The sequence below is a fragment of the Brevibacterium sp. CFH 10365 genome, from assembly GCF_009299785.1.
Lineage (GTDB): Bacteria > Actinomycetota > Actinomycetes > Actinomycetales > Brevibacteriaceae > Brevibacterium > Brevibacterium limosum.
In genome coordinates, this window is record NZ_VIGO01000001.1 from 158,539 (window position 1) to 172,601 (window position 14,063).

At 68.3% G+C, this 14,063-nt stretch carries 13 protein-coding genes; 5 read left to right on the forward strand and 8 right to left on the reverse strand.

Annotated elements, in window-relative coordinates; translation table 11 throughout:
• Positions 1 to 12: 12 nt before the first annotated feature.
• Positions 13 to 831 carry an SDR family oxidoreductase gene (locus tag FHG09_RS00630; protein WP_152345770.1) on the reverse strand — a complete coding sequence of 273 codons (819 nt, stop codon included), beginning with the start codon at positions 829 to 831 and terminating at the stop codon, positions 13 to 15.
• Positions 832 to 989: 158 nt separating this feature from the next.
• On the opposite strand from FHG09_RS00630, the gene FHG09_RS00635 reads away from it, so the two are divergent.
• A complete protein-coding gene (locus FHG09_RS00635; RefSeq protein WP_152345771.1) occupies positions 990 to 2,288 on the forward strand; it encodes a DUF1990 family protein in 1,299 nt (432 codons plus the stop codon).
• A 141-nt stretch (positions 2,289 to 2,429) separates the two neighbouring features.
• On the opposite strand, the gene FHG09_RS00640 is transcribed toward FHG09_RS00635, so the two are convergent.
• Positions 2,430 to 3,326 (reverse strand): LysR substrate-binding domain-containing protein, encoded by an 897-nt coding sequence (locus FHG09_RS00640; RefSeq protein WP_152345772.1) that lies wholly within the window; start codon positions 3,324 to 3,326, stop codon positions 2,430 to 2,432.
• A 184-nt stretch (positions 3,327 to 3,510) separates the two neighbouring features.
• On the opposite strand from FHG09_RS00640, the gene FHG09_RS00645 reads away from it, so the two are divergent.
• From FHG09_RS00645 to fabG, 3 genes are all read left to right on the forward strand, one after another.
• The gene (locus tag FHG09_RS00645; RefSeq protein ID WP_152345773.1) at positions 3,511 to 4,725 is read left to right on the forward strand and encodes a CaiB/BaiF CoA transferase family protein; all 1,215 of its coding nucleotides are present in this window, start codon (positions 3,511 to 3,513) and stop codon (positions 4,723 to 4,725) included.
• Between the two features lie 92 nt (positions 4,726 to 4,817).
• Positions 4,818 to 5,981: an acyl-CoA dehydrogenase family protein gene (locus FHG09_RS00650; RefSeq protein WP_152345774.1), complete on the forward strand. Its 1,164-nt coding sequence runs from the start codon at positions 4,818 to 4,820 to the stop codon at positions 5,979 to 5,981.
• Positions 5,982 to 6,011: 30 nt separating this feature from the next.
• The gene (gene fabG / locus FHG09_RS00655; RefSeq protein ID WP_152345775.1) at positions 6,012 to 6,821 is read left to right on the forward strand and encodes a 3-oxoacyl-ACP reductase FabG; all 810 of its coding nucleotides are present in this window, start codon (positions 6,012 to 6,014) and stop codon (positions 6,819 to 6,821) included.
• 110 nt (positions 6,822 to 6,931) lie between these two features.
• On the opposite strand, the gene FHG09_RS00660 is transcribed toward fabG, so the two are convergent.
• Together FHG09_RS00660 and FHG09_RS00665 are read right to left on the reverse strand one after the other, a co-directional pair.
• Positions 6,932 to 8,245, reverse strand: coding sequence for an acyltransferase family protein (locus FHG09_RS00660; protein WP_152345776.1), 1,314 nt, complete (start codon positions 8,243 to 8,245; stop codon positions 6,932 to 6,934).
• Between the two features lie 93 nt (positions 8,246 to 8,338).
• The gene (locus FHG09_RS00665; RefSeq protein ID WP_152345777.1) at positions 8,339 to 10,177 is read right to left on the reverse strand and encodes an amidohydrolase; all 1,839 of its coding nucleotides are present in this window, start codon (positions 10,175 to 10,177) and stop codon (positions 8,339 to 8,341) included.
• Positions 10,178 to 10,269: 92 nt separating this feature from the next.
• Between FHG09_RS00665 and FHG09_RS00670 the strand changes: the two genes are divergently transcribed.
• A complete protein-coding gene (locus tag FHG09_RS00670; RefSeq protein ID WP_152345778.1) occupies positions 10,270 to 10,767 on the forward strand; it encodes a hypothetical protein in 498 nt (165 codons plus the stop codon).
• Between the two features lie 12 nt (positions 10,768 to 10,779).
• On the opposite strand, the gene FHG09_RS00675 is transcribed toward FHG09_RS00670, so the two are convergent.
• The 4 genes from FHG09_RS00675 to FHG09_RS00690 are packed head-to-tail and all read right to left on the reverse strand — an operon-like array spanning position 10,780 to position 14,037.
• The gene (locus FHG09_RS00675) at positions 10,780 to 11,397 is read right to left on the reverse strand and encodes an ATP-binding cassette domain-containing protein (RefSeq protein ID WP_152345779.1); all 618 of its coding nucleotides are present in this window, start codon (positions 11,395 to 11,397) and stop codon (positions 10,780 to 10,782) included.
• Positions 11,394 to 12,311, reverse strand: a complete 918-nt coding sequence (locus FHG09_RS00680; RefSeq protein ID WP_152345780.1) for an ATP-binding cassette domain-containing protein — start codon at positions 12,309 to 12,311, stop codon at positions 11,394 to 11,396. The genes FHG09_RS00675 and FHG09_RS00680 overlap by 4 nt, the downstream gene beginning before the upstream one ends.
• On the reverse strand, positions 12,308 to 13,090 hold the full coding sequence (locus FHG09_RS00685; protein ID WP_152345781.1) for an ABC transporter permease: 783 nt from the start codon (positions 13,088 to 13,090) through the stop codon (positions 12,308 to 12,310). The genes FHG09_RS00680 and FHG09_RS00685 overlap by 4 nt, the downstream gene beginning before the upstream one ends.
• Positions 13,087 to 14,037, reverse strand: a complete 951-nt coding sequence (locus FHG09_RS00690) for an ABC transporter permease subunit (protein WP_152345782.1) — start codon at positions 14,035 to 14,037, stop codon at positions 13,087 to 13,089. The genes FHG09_RS00685 and FHG09_RS00690 overlap by 4 nt, the downstream gene beginning before the upstream one ends.
• Positions 14,038 to 14,063: the final 26 nt, after the last annotated feature.

Genomic DNA, 14,063 nt, shown 5'->3' on the forward strand with positions numbered 1-14,063 from the left:
GCAGGCTCAGTCTCAGGCGCTGCCGCCGGCGGTGACGACTCCCCCATCGGCGGTGAGCACCTGGGCGGTGATCCAGTCGGCGTCGTCGGAGGCGAGATAGGCGACGGCACCGGCGATGTCCTCGGGAGTGCCGAGGCGCTTGACCGGGTACGCGGAGGCGACCTCCTCTTCCCTGCCCTCGTAGAGCGCGGTCGCGAACTTCGTCTTCACGACCGCCGGGGCGACGGCATTGACGCGGATGTCGGGACCGAGCTCGACTGCGAGCGTCTTCGTCAGATGCGAGACCGCAGCCTTCGAAACACCGTAGAAACCGATCCCCTCGCTCGGGACCTGTCCGGCGACCGACGACAGGGTCACGACGCGGCCTCTGTTCTCTCGGAAGTTCAGGCCCGGGTGGTGGACAGCGTCCTGCACCCAGGACAGCGTGCCGAGGACGTTGACGTCGAAGATCTTCCGCGCGGCATCGAGGTCCATGTCCACAAGCGGCCCGTAGACGGGGTTGATCCCGGCGTTGGCCACGAGCACATCGAGGCGGCCGAATCTCTGCGCGACCGTGTCGAACACCTCTGCCCGGTGAGCCGGGTCATCGGCCTTGCCGGCGATGGCGAGCGCCGTGCCGTCGGGGAACTCGGCGGCCGCTTCGTTCAGCGCCTCGGGCTTGCGTGCGGTGAGGACGACAGTGGCCCCCTCCGCGTTGAGCCGCCGAGCGATTCCGAGCCCGATGCCACGGCTGGCACCCGTGATGACGGCGACCTGCCCTTCGAATCGGCGACCGGATTTCGGAGCCGCCGAGGCGGCGGACGGCTGAGTGGCTGAGGTGCTGTCTGACATAGATGAACTCCAGTGTTCGTGCGGTGACATGAGCATTCGGTGCTGAGCTGGCGAAACACTGTGAAGCGAGCGTTCGTTCAGCGGTCAGTTCTCATCGTAGGCATGGGCACCGAAGGAAGACAAGGACAGCGGCATTGAGTTGGGACGAGAATGAAGACATGAATCACCTCGAGTTCCATCTCGACCTCGGCCCGGCCGACCGGTTCCCGCTCGCTCGGGAGGCCGTCTTCTCGTGGACTCTCCAGGAGCTCGCGGGCGTCGTCGTCCGCCCCGCCCGGCGCGTGAGTGCAGGCCAGGTCGTCGATCTCCACCTCAATCCCGTATGGCCGAACTCGCCGAGGCGGCTCCGAGGTCGGGATCTGCTCGTGCCGGTCGGTTCGTGCGTCGTCACCAGGGTCGTCGACGAGGAGGACCGGGCCGGGTTCACCTATCGGACTCTGCCGGGGCATCTCGAGGACGGGGAGGAGACCTTCCTCGTGTCCATCGGGTCCGGCGGCCGCCTCGGAGTGACCATCAGCGCCGATTCCGTTCCTGCTCATCCGCTGCTTCGCCTGGCCGCTCCGGTGACGGTGGCCGCGCAGGAGATGATGGCCGGGCGCTATGCCGAAGGGCTGAAGCGGCAGCTCAGAACCGCCGACGACAGTCGTCTCGCACGCGCCCTCGCTTCGGCCTCGGCCTTGCTCGGGCGGCAGCTGAGCTTCGTCGAAGCCCTTGCCGGCGGTCAGCACGCGGTGACAGCGGCGGCCCGAGACGGAGACGAGGAGCTCGTCATCCGCCTGTTCCCCGTCGGCCACGACGCAGCGATCCGGGAGGCCGCTGTGCTGGATCGGCTGGCCCCTCTCGGTGATCTCGTCCCCCACCTCGTCGCACACAGCACAGACCTGCACGACCCGGTCATCGTCACGAACCGCGTGCCGGGCTCAGCACCGGATCCGGCGACGCCACTGACCACCATCGCCCGCGAGATGGCAGCAGCCCTGATTCGCATCCACGCGCTCGACGGGACCGGCCTGCCTCCGACGCCGCAGTCCCCGCCGAACGGAGACTCAGCCCTCGCCGTTCGGGCACAACAGGAGTGGGTGAGCCTCGACATGACCGATCCCGTCCTCACACATACGGACTTCTGGACCGGCAATGCCCTCTGGACACATGGACGCCTCACCGGAATCGTCGATTGGTCGGGCGCGAGCCGCGGACCGCGCGGCGTCGACCTCGCCTGGTGCCGCCAGGATCTCGTGCTGCTTGGCTCCCCCGAGGCGGCGGCCGTCCTCCTCGACGAATACGAACGTCTCCTGGGCCGCCGCATCTCCGACATCGGCGCGTGGGACGTCCAAGCCGCGGCACGTGCCCACGAACGCGTCGAGACCTGGCTGCCCAACTATCACGGGATCGGTCTCACGGACATGACCGCCGAGGATCTTCGCCACCGCCTCGACACATGGAACGCGCGGCTGTGAGCACCGCCTCGACACATGGAACGCGCGGCTGTGAGCACCGCCTCGACACATGGAACGCGCGGCTGCGAGCACCGTCGGACGGCACCTGTGAGCACCATCGGACAGCAGGGCTGACACCGCGCCCAGCCGGCGGTCGGTGCCTCATTCGACGGTCGGCAGGACCGCCTCGGCGAGGGTGAGCACTGCCTCCACGGATGCCTTTCCGTGGTCGGTGCGGTGGGCGAGGTAGAGCTTCGTGGGCTCGTCGGGGATGTCGAGCGGCACGGCGACGGTGCCGGACTCACGCGTGGCGGCGGACACCGAGTCGAAGGTGATCGAGATGCCGACCCCGGCCGCGACCAGAGCCCCGATCGTCTGCGAATCCGGCGCGCTCTGGACCAGCCGCGGCGAGAATCCCGCTTCGTGGCACAGCCGCAGCGTCGTCTCGCGCAGCGTCGAGCTCGGGTGCTCGGGCAGAGCGATGAAATCCTCGTCGGCGAGCTCACCCACCCGCACCGAGGCGCGTCCCGCCAGTCGATGCCCCACCGGCAGTGCGGCCGAGAGCCGCTCGACCATCACCGCCCGGCCCGTGACCCCGGGCGGCTGCTTCGCCCACCTCACGAGGGCGAGGTCGAGCGAGCCGTCGACGAGGCGGGTGATCCCCTCCTCGGCGTAGACATCGGACTCGAGCCCGAAGCTGATCCCCGGTCTGTGCTCAGTCGATGCGGCCACGAGCGCGGCGGCCAGCCTGCGCGAGGACGAGCGGGCGAATCCGAATTCGATGCGCCCCGTCTCTCCGTCGGCCGCCCGGCGCACCGCCTCGGCGGCCAATGATCGGTACTCGACCATCTTCCGCGCCGGCTCCAGCATCGCCTCGCCCGCCGCGGTCAGCGCCACATTGCGGGTCGTGCGCCGGAACAGATCGACGCCGAGGTGGTCCTCGAGCGCACGGATCGTGCGGCTCAGCGGCGGCTGCAGCATCCCGAGCCGCTCGGCCGCGCGACCGAAGTGCAGCTCCTCGGCGACGGCGAGGAACGCCTTGACCTGCTGAATCTCCATCGAACGCCCTTCTTCCCATTCCGCGCCGATATCCGTCTTGATAATAATGCATGTACATTATTGCCGGTTTTGTTATATGGTGGGACGGACCACGCGCCGACCGCGCAGGCTCGAGCCTCGAATGCCGAGCCCGACAGCGCGCAGCAGCGCCGCCGGACCACGACAGACAGGAAGACTTTCGACGATGAAGCAGTCGACCACTTCTGAGCACGACCACCGCCGGTCGCCTGCCCACGACCGCCTCGAGGAGTTCCTCCCCCGCGCCGGCTCGGGTCCGCTGTCGGGACAGGTCGTCGTCGACTTCTCCCGCGTCCTCGCCGGACCGTATTCGACGATGATGCTCGCCGACCTCGGCGCCACCGTCATCAAAGTCGAAGGACCCAAGGGCGATGACACCCGGCATTGGGCTCCGCCGGTGCGCGACGAGGATGCCACCTACTATCTGTCGATCAACCGCAACAAGTACGACATCGTCCTCGACTTCACCGACCCCGACGACCTCGCCACCGCGCAGAAGCTCGCGGCCGAGGCCGATATCGTCGTCGAGAACTTCAAGCCGGGCGGGCTGAAGAAGTTCGGCCTCGACTTCGACAGCGTCTCCGCGACCAACCCGACGGTCGTCTATGCTTCGGTGACCGGTTTCGGGCGTGAGAATCCGCTGCCCGGATACGACCTCCTCATGCAGGCGCTGTCCGGTTTCATGTCGGTCACCGGCAGCCCCGACGGTTCGCCGTACCGCGCCGGTGTCGCCGTCTTCGACGTCATGACCGGCCTGCACACGACGATCGGCGTCCTCGCCGCCGTCCAGCACCGCACCCTGACCGGCGAGGGCCAGCTCGTCGAAACCAACCTCATGTCCTCGGCCATGTCCGGCCTGGCCAACCAGTCCGGCGCCTACGCGGCCGCGGGCGTCAATCCCACCCGGATGGGCAACGCCCACCCGAGCCTCTACCCCTACCAGCCGATGGCCACGAAGTCCGGCGAGATCATCGTCGCCGCGGCCAATGACGGCCAGTTCCGGATCCTCGCCGAGGTGGTCGGCCGCCCCGATTGGTGCGACGACGAACGATTCGCCGCCGCGAAGAACCGCAACGCCAACCGCGACGCCCTCGAGCCCGAACTTCTCGAGGCCCTCCAGGCACACACCGCACAGGAATGGTTCGACAAACTCTCGGCCGCGGGCCTGCCCTGTGCCCCGATCAACACGATCGCCGAAGGCGTCGAACACGCCAAGACCCTCGGCTTGGAGCCGGTCGTGGACACCGGCAGCGGCGGACGCGTCGTCCCGACCGTCCGCAATCCGATCACCCTGTCGAAATCGCAGGTCTCCTACGACCTCGCACCGCCGGAACTCGGCGCCGACTCCGATCGGGTCCGCGCCTGGCTCGACAGCCTCTAGACCGCACCAGTTCGCACTCATCCAATCAGAACCTCAACCCCGACGCCTGGCCGCAGACACCTGCACAGCGTCCGTCCGAAGGAGACACAGCAATGGACAACTCGGAACTCGACGACATCCTCGCAGCCGTGCGCGAATTCGTGCGCGAGAAGGTCGTCCCCCTTGAGACCCAGGTCGAGGACGAGGACGCCTTCCCCGAGTCGATCATCAAGGAATCCGCCGAGATGGGGCTCTTCGGCTGGGCCCTGCCCGAGGAATACGGCGGCCTGGGCCTGAACGCCGAACAGGACGCGCTCCTGGCCATGGAACTCGGCTACACGACCCCCTCCTTCCGCTCCCTGTTCGGCACGAACAACGGCATCGCCGGGCAGGTGCTCGTCAACTACGGCACCGAAGAGCAGAAGTCCGAGTGGCTGCCCCGTCTGGCCTCCGGCGACGTCGTCGCCTCCTTCGCCCTCACCGAGTCCGAAGCCGGCTCCGACCCCTCGGGCCTGCGCACGAAGGCCACCCGCGTTGGCGATGACTACATCATCAACGGCTCGAAACGCTTCATCACCAATGCCGAGACCTCCGATGTGCTCATGGTCTTCGCTCGCACCGACCCGAACGCCACCGGGTCGAAGGGCATCTCCGTCTTCCTTGTGCCCACGAAGTCCGCAGGCGTGACCGTCGGCCCGCACGATCACAAGATGGGTCAGGCCGGAGCCTGGACCTCGGAGATCTTCTTCGACGACGTCCGCGTGCCCGCCGCCAACCTCATCGGCGGTGAGGAGGAGAAGGGCTTCTACGCAGCCATGGCCTCTCTGAACAAGGGTCGCCTGCACATCGCTGCGATCTGCGTGGGCCAGTCCATCCGCATCCTCGACGAATCCGTGCGCTTCGCCGCCGAGGCGAAACAGGGTGGAGAGCCGATCGCCCGGTTCCAACTCGTCCAGGCGATGCTCGCCGACATCTACACCGAGGTGGCTGCCGCCAAATCGCTCGTGCTCTCTGCCGCGCAGCGCTGGGACGACGAGACCGATCGCAAGCTCGGCCCCTCCTCGGCGAAGCTCTTCGCCTCCGAGGCACTCGCCCGCATCGCCGACAAGGGCGTGCAGATCCAGGGCGGAATGGGCTATATGCGCGAATCCGCGGTCGAACGCTTCTACCGTCACGCTCGCCTGTTCCGCATCTACGAAGGCACCTCCGAGGTCCAGCGCGTCGTCGTCGCCCGCCAGCTCCTCAAAGGCGCACACAAGCCGCAGTTCAACCTCTGAGAACAACCAACCACGTAAGAAAGGCATCACATGACTGAATCCACGACCGCGAACTCCGGCATCACCATCACCGAAACCGGCGGAGTCACCGCCGTCCCCGGCCTGCTCAGCGGCAAGGTCGCCGTCGTCACCGGCGGCGGACAGGGCCTCGGCCTGGCGATGGCCCGCAGCCTCGTCGACTCCGGCGCGAAGGTCGTCCTCGCCGATATGAACGAGGAGAGCCTGCAGGCGGCCGTGGTCGAACTCGGCGGGGACGGCGTCGCCACCGGCGCCGTGTGCAATGTGGCCGACCTCGCCGCCGTCGAGAAGCTCGCCGAGGCGGCCACGACCGCTTTCGGCGGCGTCGACATCTGGGTCAACAACGCCGGCATCACCCGCGATGCGACGATCCGGAAGATGACCGAGCAGCAGTTCGACGACGTCATCTCCGTGCACCTGCGCGGCACCTGGAACGGGCTCAAGGTCGCCACCGCGCTCATGCGCGAACAGGATCGCGGCGGCTCGATCGTCAACGTGTCCTCGATCAGCGGCAAGGTCGGCAACCCCGGACAGTCGAACTACTCCGCGGCGAAGGCGGGCATCGTCGGTATGACGAAGGCCGTGGCCAAGGAGGTCGCGTTCAAGAACATCCGCATCAACGCGATCCAGCCCGGCTTCATCAACACTGCGATGACCGCGGCCATGCCCCAGCACGCCATCGATTCGAAGCTCGCCGAGATCCCGCTCGGCCGTCCGGGCGAACCCGAAGAGGTCGCATCCGTCGTACTGTTCCTCGCCTCCGGCCTGTCGAGCTACCTCACCGGCACCGTCACCGAGATCTCCGGCGGCCGCAACATCTGATCCGGCGCACGTCGATTCGGAGGGAGAAGAATGGTGAATTCGGGCAGGGATTTCAACACTTCTCTCCCTCCGAATTCCTCCTGCAGCGGACGACGCCGCCTCGGCGGTGGTCAGCTCCTGGCGGGCCGCCTCAGCGAGGGAAGGCGGACGACACCGAAGGCGACCATGCCGATGAGCGGCAGCAGCGGCCAGATCCAGGTGACGCCGTCGTCGACCATCCCGGTGTCGGCCATGATGGCCAGGCCCGCACAGGTGGTCGCCGAGGCGGCGATCGGCATCCACGTGGGAGGGGCAGGCCGGTCGTCGGGCGCGGGTGTTTCGAACCGGCCGAAGATCACGACGAGCACACCGGTGATTGCGAGCAGGACGAGAGCCCACAGCGGGCGGGTCAGCCACCAGGTCCCGGTCAGCGGAGTCGGCAGCAGGGCATCGGCGTCGAGGGCGACGAGCACATTGGCCAGGGCCGTCAGCGCGGTCAGGTGCCAGAGGAACCAGGTCATGATGCGCTGGTTGACGAGCACCGTGAGGAGCCAGAGTCCGGGGCTGCGCAGGAGCTTCGCCAGCGGACGCTGGAGCATGAGCACGATTCCGGCTTGGGCCATGCCGAGGAAGGCCATGGTCACTCGGGTCGGGGCGGAATTCGAGATCGTATCGGTGCCTGCGGTGATCATCGAGACCGGGTAGGGGCCGAAGCCGACGAGGAGTCCGAGGCCGACGGCTCCGATGACGAAGAGCAGCAGGCAGCGTTTTAAGCTGGTCAGCCGGTCGTCGAGCCAGGCGTAGCCGAACTGGTGGAAGCTCGCCCAGACGAGCAGGTAGTTCGGGTAGCCGGCGAGCCTGCTCTCGGTGACGATGCTGATGAGGTCGATGAGGCCGGCTAGGCCGATCCCGACGATGATCGACCACCAGCCCCATCTCTCCCACAGGATCAGACACGGCGGGGCGACGATGACGACGAGCAGGTACGCGGCGAGGAACCAGGTCGGCACGAGTGCCATCTGGGACGCCAGCTGCACCGAGGCGGGTTCGGCGCCGGCGGCCAGGGCGATGACGCAGGTGGCCAGCCAGGTCAGCAGCAGCGGGATGAGTGGGAGACCGAGCCTGCGCAGGCGGGCCCGCAGCCATTCGGCGTAGCCGGTCTGCCGCCGGCGTGCCGAACGCCAGGACAGAGCATTGGAGTAGCCGCCGACGAGGAAGAAGATCGGCATCACCTGGAACACCCAGGTCAGAGGGTGCGTCCACCGGGCCTGGTCGAGCAGTCCGTGCGGGTCGATTCCGCCGTCGACGCTGACGGCGATGATCGTCCAGTGGCCGAGCACGACGACGGTGATCGCCGCGGCCCGGAGGAAGTCGACCTCGCGGCTGCGGGTGTCCGGGGTCGCCTCGTCGACCTTGCGGGCCTGGGCCAGGAACGAGCGGGGCATGCGGGGATGTCCTTGTCGGTTGATGTTGAGGGGGTGACGCTTGGGGCTGGGGGCTGCGGCTGAGGTTGGGGCTTTTGCTGAGGGGGCCGCAGGTCAGGCCCGGTATCTGATTTCGCCGCCGACGACGGTGAGCGCGACTCGGGTGTCACGGATCGCCTCGGCGTGGGCGAACAGGGCTTCCTCGGAATCGTAGCCGAGGAGACCGTCGGGTCCGGCGGCAGCCGCATCAGGGTTGAGTCCTTCGGCCACGCATGGATCGGTGTCGACGAGGATGAAGTCGGCGTCCATGCCCGGAGCCAGGTATCCGCGTCGGTCCTCGAGTCCGGCGGCGAAAGCGGAGCCCTGAGTGTGCAGGCGGATGGCCTCGACCGCACCCAGGCGTCGGTGCGCCTGGAAGGTCGTGGACGCATCACCGGAGATATCGGCCCTGGTCATCGCCGCATAGATCGCGGCGAAGGGGTTGGCGGGTTCGACGGGGCCGTCGGAGCCGAAGACGACGTGCGCACCCGCGTCGAGCAGGTCCGGCCAGGCGTAGGCGGCCAGCTGCGCGGATTCGTCGATGAGGTGGAGTAAGTGCAGGTCGGAGATGCAGTGACGCGGCTGCATGGACGCAAGCACTCCGAGCTCGGCGAACCGGGTGACGTCGGTCGGCTGGATGAACTGGGCGTGTTCGACGCGGTGGCGTATGGGCCGGTCGAACTTCTCTTCCGCGGCCTGCGTAATGTCGCGCAGCCGCTCGTAGACGGCGAGCACATGGTGGTTCGCCTGGTCGCCGATGGCGTGGATGGCCACGGAGATCCCTGCCTCGGTGGCGATGTGCGCCTGGTCGAAGAGTTCGTCCTCGGTCATCTGCGCGATGCCGAAGTTCCCGGTCTCACCTTCGGAGTCGGGAAACGGTGAGGACATGTGGGAGGTGTGTGAGCCGAGCGCCCCGTCGGAGAACAGCTTCAGTCCCCCGCATTGCAGCCAGTCGTCTCCGTCGCCGGTGTGCCACCCGGTCTCGATCGCCCACGACACCTCCGGTGAGCGCAGGAACAGCGTGACCCGCATGTCCTGTCGACCGGCTTCGTGCAGGTCGCTCCACCCCAATGTCGCGGCGATGCCGTCGAAGTCGTGGATCCCGGTCAGTCCCTGGGACAGGAAGAGCTCCTGGGTGGTGGCAAGGCGTTCGACCTGTTCCTCGCGGCTGGGTTCGGGGATGAAGCGGGCGACGAGGTCGGTGGCGTCCTCGCGCACCAGACCGGTGAGCTGCCCATCGTCGTCGCGGACGAAGCTGCCGCCCGAGGGATCGGGGGTCGCCGCGTCGATTCCGGCGATCTCGAGAGCGTGGGCGTTGGCCCACAGGGTGTGCAGGTCGAGTGACCACATCGCCACGGGATGGTCGGGGACCTCGGCGTCGAGCAGCGTTCGGTCCGGATAATCGGGCACGTCCCATTTGTTGAGGTCCCACCCAGAGCCGACCACCCAGGAGCCCACGGGGAGGGAATCGGCGCGTTCGCGGATGGCTGCGACCGCCTCGGTCAGCGATTTCGTCTGGGACAGGTCGAGGTCTGTCAGGGAGTCGGCGTACATGACCGAGTGGATGTGGCCGTCGACGAATCCGGGCAGGATGACCTGACCGCTGCAGTCGATCTCGTCGATCTCGAGGCCGGGGATGACCGTGGTCGCGCCGACCCCACCCGCCGAGGCGAGCGCCGCCGTCGTCGAAGACTGCGCGGCGGCGATGTCGAGGAGTTCGGCCCGGGTGCCGACGGCGACGATGGTCTCCCCGTCGACGAGGATCGCATCGGGGGCGGGCCGGGTGAGGTCGAAAGTCGCAGCGACGGGGGTGTCTGCGTTCGTTGCGCTCCGGTCGGAGGCGGTCGAGGCAGGGGTGTTCGAGGCGGTCCGGGGCGCGAAAGTGCGCACGACGGCGTTGGAGAACAGACGCATGGACACCAGTCTAGAGCGGGTGCGGCGGTGAGGCTGGTCGGGCGCGGATCGGACGCGGCAGACATTCTTCTACGAGGGGTAGAATCGGGATCATGACTCACTTCTTCAGCACCGATGACTCGCGACTGGCGGCGGGCGCTCGGATCATCCTGCCTGCCGTCTGGCTCGGGCTCATCATCGGCATCTCGCTCATCGAGGCGCCGCTGAAGTTCACGGCCCCGGGCATCACGATCCCGCTGGGGTTGGGCATCGGCCGATTGGTGTTCGGCGTGATGAACTGGGTCGAGCTGGTCATCGCCGTGATCCTGCTGTGGGCGCTGCTCAAGTCGGGAGTCGACCGGGCCTACCGGAGCGTGACCTGCGGGCTCATCGCGGTGCTCATCATCAAGGTCATCGTCATCCGACCGCTGCTCAACCAGCGCACCGATGCTGTGCTCGCCGGCGTCGACGAGGGCGGGTCATCGCTGCACCTGCTCTACATCGCCGCAGACGGGCTGCTCATCGTCGGACTCATCGCAGCACTCATCCTCGCGGTGCGCCGGTGGGTGACGATCCGACCGGCGGTGAGAGCAGATTCCGCGGCTGAGTGACGTGAGCCGCGATCAGAGCGTGACGAAGGAATAGCCCACGTCGGTGGCGGCGACGAGGTCTCGGTCGTGGGTCGCCCAGACGATCGTCTTCCCCGCCTCGGCGAGGTCGTTGATGAGCCAGGCGATCCGTGCGGCATTCGACGAGTCGAGCGCCGCCGTCGGCTCGTCGCAGACGATGGTGTCGATGCCGCTGGCCAGCGCACGGGCGATGCACACGCGTGCCGCCTGACCGCCCGAGAGCTCGCCGCAGCCGTGGTGAGCCAGCTCCGGGCTGAGCAGCGCCCGATCGAGCAGGGCCGGCAAGCCGAGGCTGTTCCCGGCACCACCGGAGGCAACACGGTCCCGTCGAGCACCACCGGCACCACGCGCGGCGCGGGTGTGTTCGATGACCTCGGCGACGGTCAGGCGCGGGTTGAGCCATTCGCGCGGGTTCTGTGGAACGAGCACCCCGAGGTCCCCCTCGATCTGCCCGCTGCTGGGTGTGAGGAAGCCCGTCATCGCCAGGCACACGCTGGTCTTTCCGCTGCCCGACGCGCCTTGGAGCACCGTCACCGTCCCCGCGGGGACGTCCGCGTCGACCGGTCCGACGCGGGTCGAACCGTAGTCGATGACCACGTCTGTCAGCCTCATTTGGGCCCTCCCCCGACGACCGCGCCCTCGCCGAGGCGGCGCAGCTCGTCCCCGTCCCTGTACACCCACGGCTTCGGTCGAGGCCCGTCGGCCAGCGGCAGCGGGTGCGCCCCTGCCGCAGGTGCGGCCGCGGCCAACGCCCGGACATAGGCGTTCGCGGCGCGACCGGCGAAGAAGTCCGCGACCGAGCCGTTCTCGACGATATGTCCGTTGAAGACCACGGCCACTCGATCGCCGGGACGGGCATTGCGCTGCAGACCCGACAGGTCGTGAGTCACCGCGAGCACGGCGCGGCTGCCGGCCGCTGCCTGTTCATTGAGCACGCCCACCACGGCGTCGGCCTGCTCGGGGTCGAGGCCCGCAGTCGGCTCATCGCAGACGAGCAGCCGCGGGGACTTCGCCACCGCCGCCGCCAAGGAGATGCGCGAGATCTGTCCTCCGGAGACCTGATGCGGCAGCCTGCGAAGGATCGAGTTCTCCAATCCAAACGGTGCCAGGTCGGGACTCTCGAGCCCCGCCCGAGCGAACCACTCGGCCAGGCGCATCGCCGGCGGGAAGGTGTCCATGGCATTCTGCGGAGCCCAGGCGATCGCCCCGCCACGTCGCATCTTCGCCATCGCGCGGCGCCCTGGCCCGGTGCCGAGGTCGATCCGACCGTCTCCGGGGACAGCCGCCTCGGCGAGGCCGTGCCCACCACGGTCGCCGACGATCTCACTGAGATCCAGCACCCCGCTGACCTTCGCATCGACGGGACTGAGGCCGGCGAGCAGATTGCACAGCGTGGACTTTCCGGCCCCCGATTCGCCGACGAGCCAGGTGATGCCCCCGGCCGGCATCTCGAGGTCGAGTGCGGACAGCACCTCGCCGGTGCCGGGAAGGCTCAGCGTGGCGTCACGGAGATGAAGAGCAGTCACAGCGATCGGGGCCTCTCTCCGAGGCGGCGGGCCAGGATCGTCGGCGGCAGAAGCAGCAGCATGAGCGCACACGTCGGCACGACCAGCGTCCACCACGCCCCGACCGTCATATCCGACTGCCCCCACGCGATCAGCGGCCCCAGCGACACCGCGGCCGGATCGACACCGATTCCCAGAAACGCGGTCGTCGCCTCGTGCACGACCGCCGACGGGAAGATCACGGCCATGGCCGCCGCCACCCGTCCCCCGGCCGCCGGCAGCACGTGCCACCGAAGGATCTGGACTCGACCGGCACCGAGGCGCTGATCGAACCGCACCCATCCGGAGGCCCATTCCTCCCGCACCTTCGGTCCGATGAGCTGAGCCGCCAGCGGCCAATGCGTCAGTGCCACGGTCACCATGATCGCCGTGCGACCACCGCCGAGGATGCCGACGACGATGAAGGTGAACAGCATCGACGGCACGACCAAGGTGGCGATGAGCAGTCCCGTCGACACCTTCGACAGACCGTGAGACAGGGTCGAGACCACACCGATGCCGGCACCGATCGCGGTGGTCACGGCCGCGGTGATGAGCGCAGCCAGAGCCGAACCGCCCGCGGCATCCCACACGGTCACGGCCACGCTGCGACCGAAATGGTCGGTCCCCAGCAGCCCGCCGACGCCCGGCGGCAGGAGTGCGCGCGAGAAGTCGGTGCCCTCTCCCGGCATGAACCGTCCGCAGATGAGCAGGATGAGCACGATCCCGAGGACGATGGTGCCCCACATCCGTCGGTTCATGCGTACCCCTTCCCGAGCACACCGGCACCCGCACCGGCGGCGAGGAATCGGTCGTCACCGCCGGCGCCGAACGAGCGCACACCGAGCACCAGTCCGGTCGTGACGGCCGCGGCGATCGCCGTGACCGTGGCCAGCAGCGGCAGGTCGGCACCGGCCGCCGCCTCGACGAGGGCATTGCCCAGCCCCGGATAGGACAGGACCGCTTCGACGGCGGCCTCACCGAGCACGACGACGGGAACATAGATGACAGCCGGAGCCCGCACCGCGGCCACGACCGACGGCAGCACGGTGCGCACCCGTGCCGTCGAGGAGAAGCCGCGGCCGATGAGGGCGCGCGCCCACGGCGTCGACCACACTTCGGCGGCCGCGGATCGGGCGGCGGCGATGAGCATCGCCGACCACGCCAGAGCGATCGTGATCGCCACTGGAGGAATGAGGGTGATGGGGGCGCTCGTCGCCGGGTTCGGCAGCTGACGTCCGAAGGCCACGACGATGATGAGCGCGATGAGGAACGACGGCACGGCCAGCCAGGCGCCGATGAGCCCCGAGGTGGCCGAATTGTGGGCGAGCCCGGGGAACCTGGCCAGCAGCACGGAGGCGATGAGCACGATGACTGCGGTGATCACCACGGCGGACAGGGTGGCGGCCATGGTGTTGAGTCCGCGGCCGAGGACCACCTCGGCCACATCAGTGTGCAGCAGCCGCGAATACCCGAGGTCACCGGTCGTGACCGTGGTCAGCAGCCACTGCCACCACGCACCCGGCCAGCCTCCGCTGTCATAGGCGGCGGCGAGGTTCTCCCGTGCCTCCGCGGAGGCGAATTCCCACCCGGCCACGGTGTGGGCCAAGGGGTTCGACGGAGAGGCCGCGGACAGGGCGAACACCCCTGCCCCGCCGGCCAAGCCGGCAAGGATCATCCCGCCGAGGACGATTCCGCCTCTGGCCACGATGTGCCGGATCCGGGATGACCTGG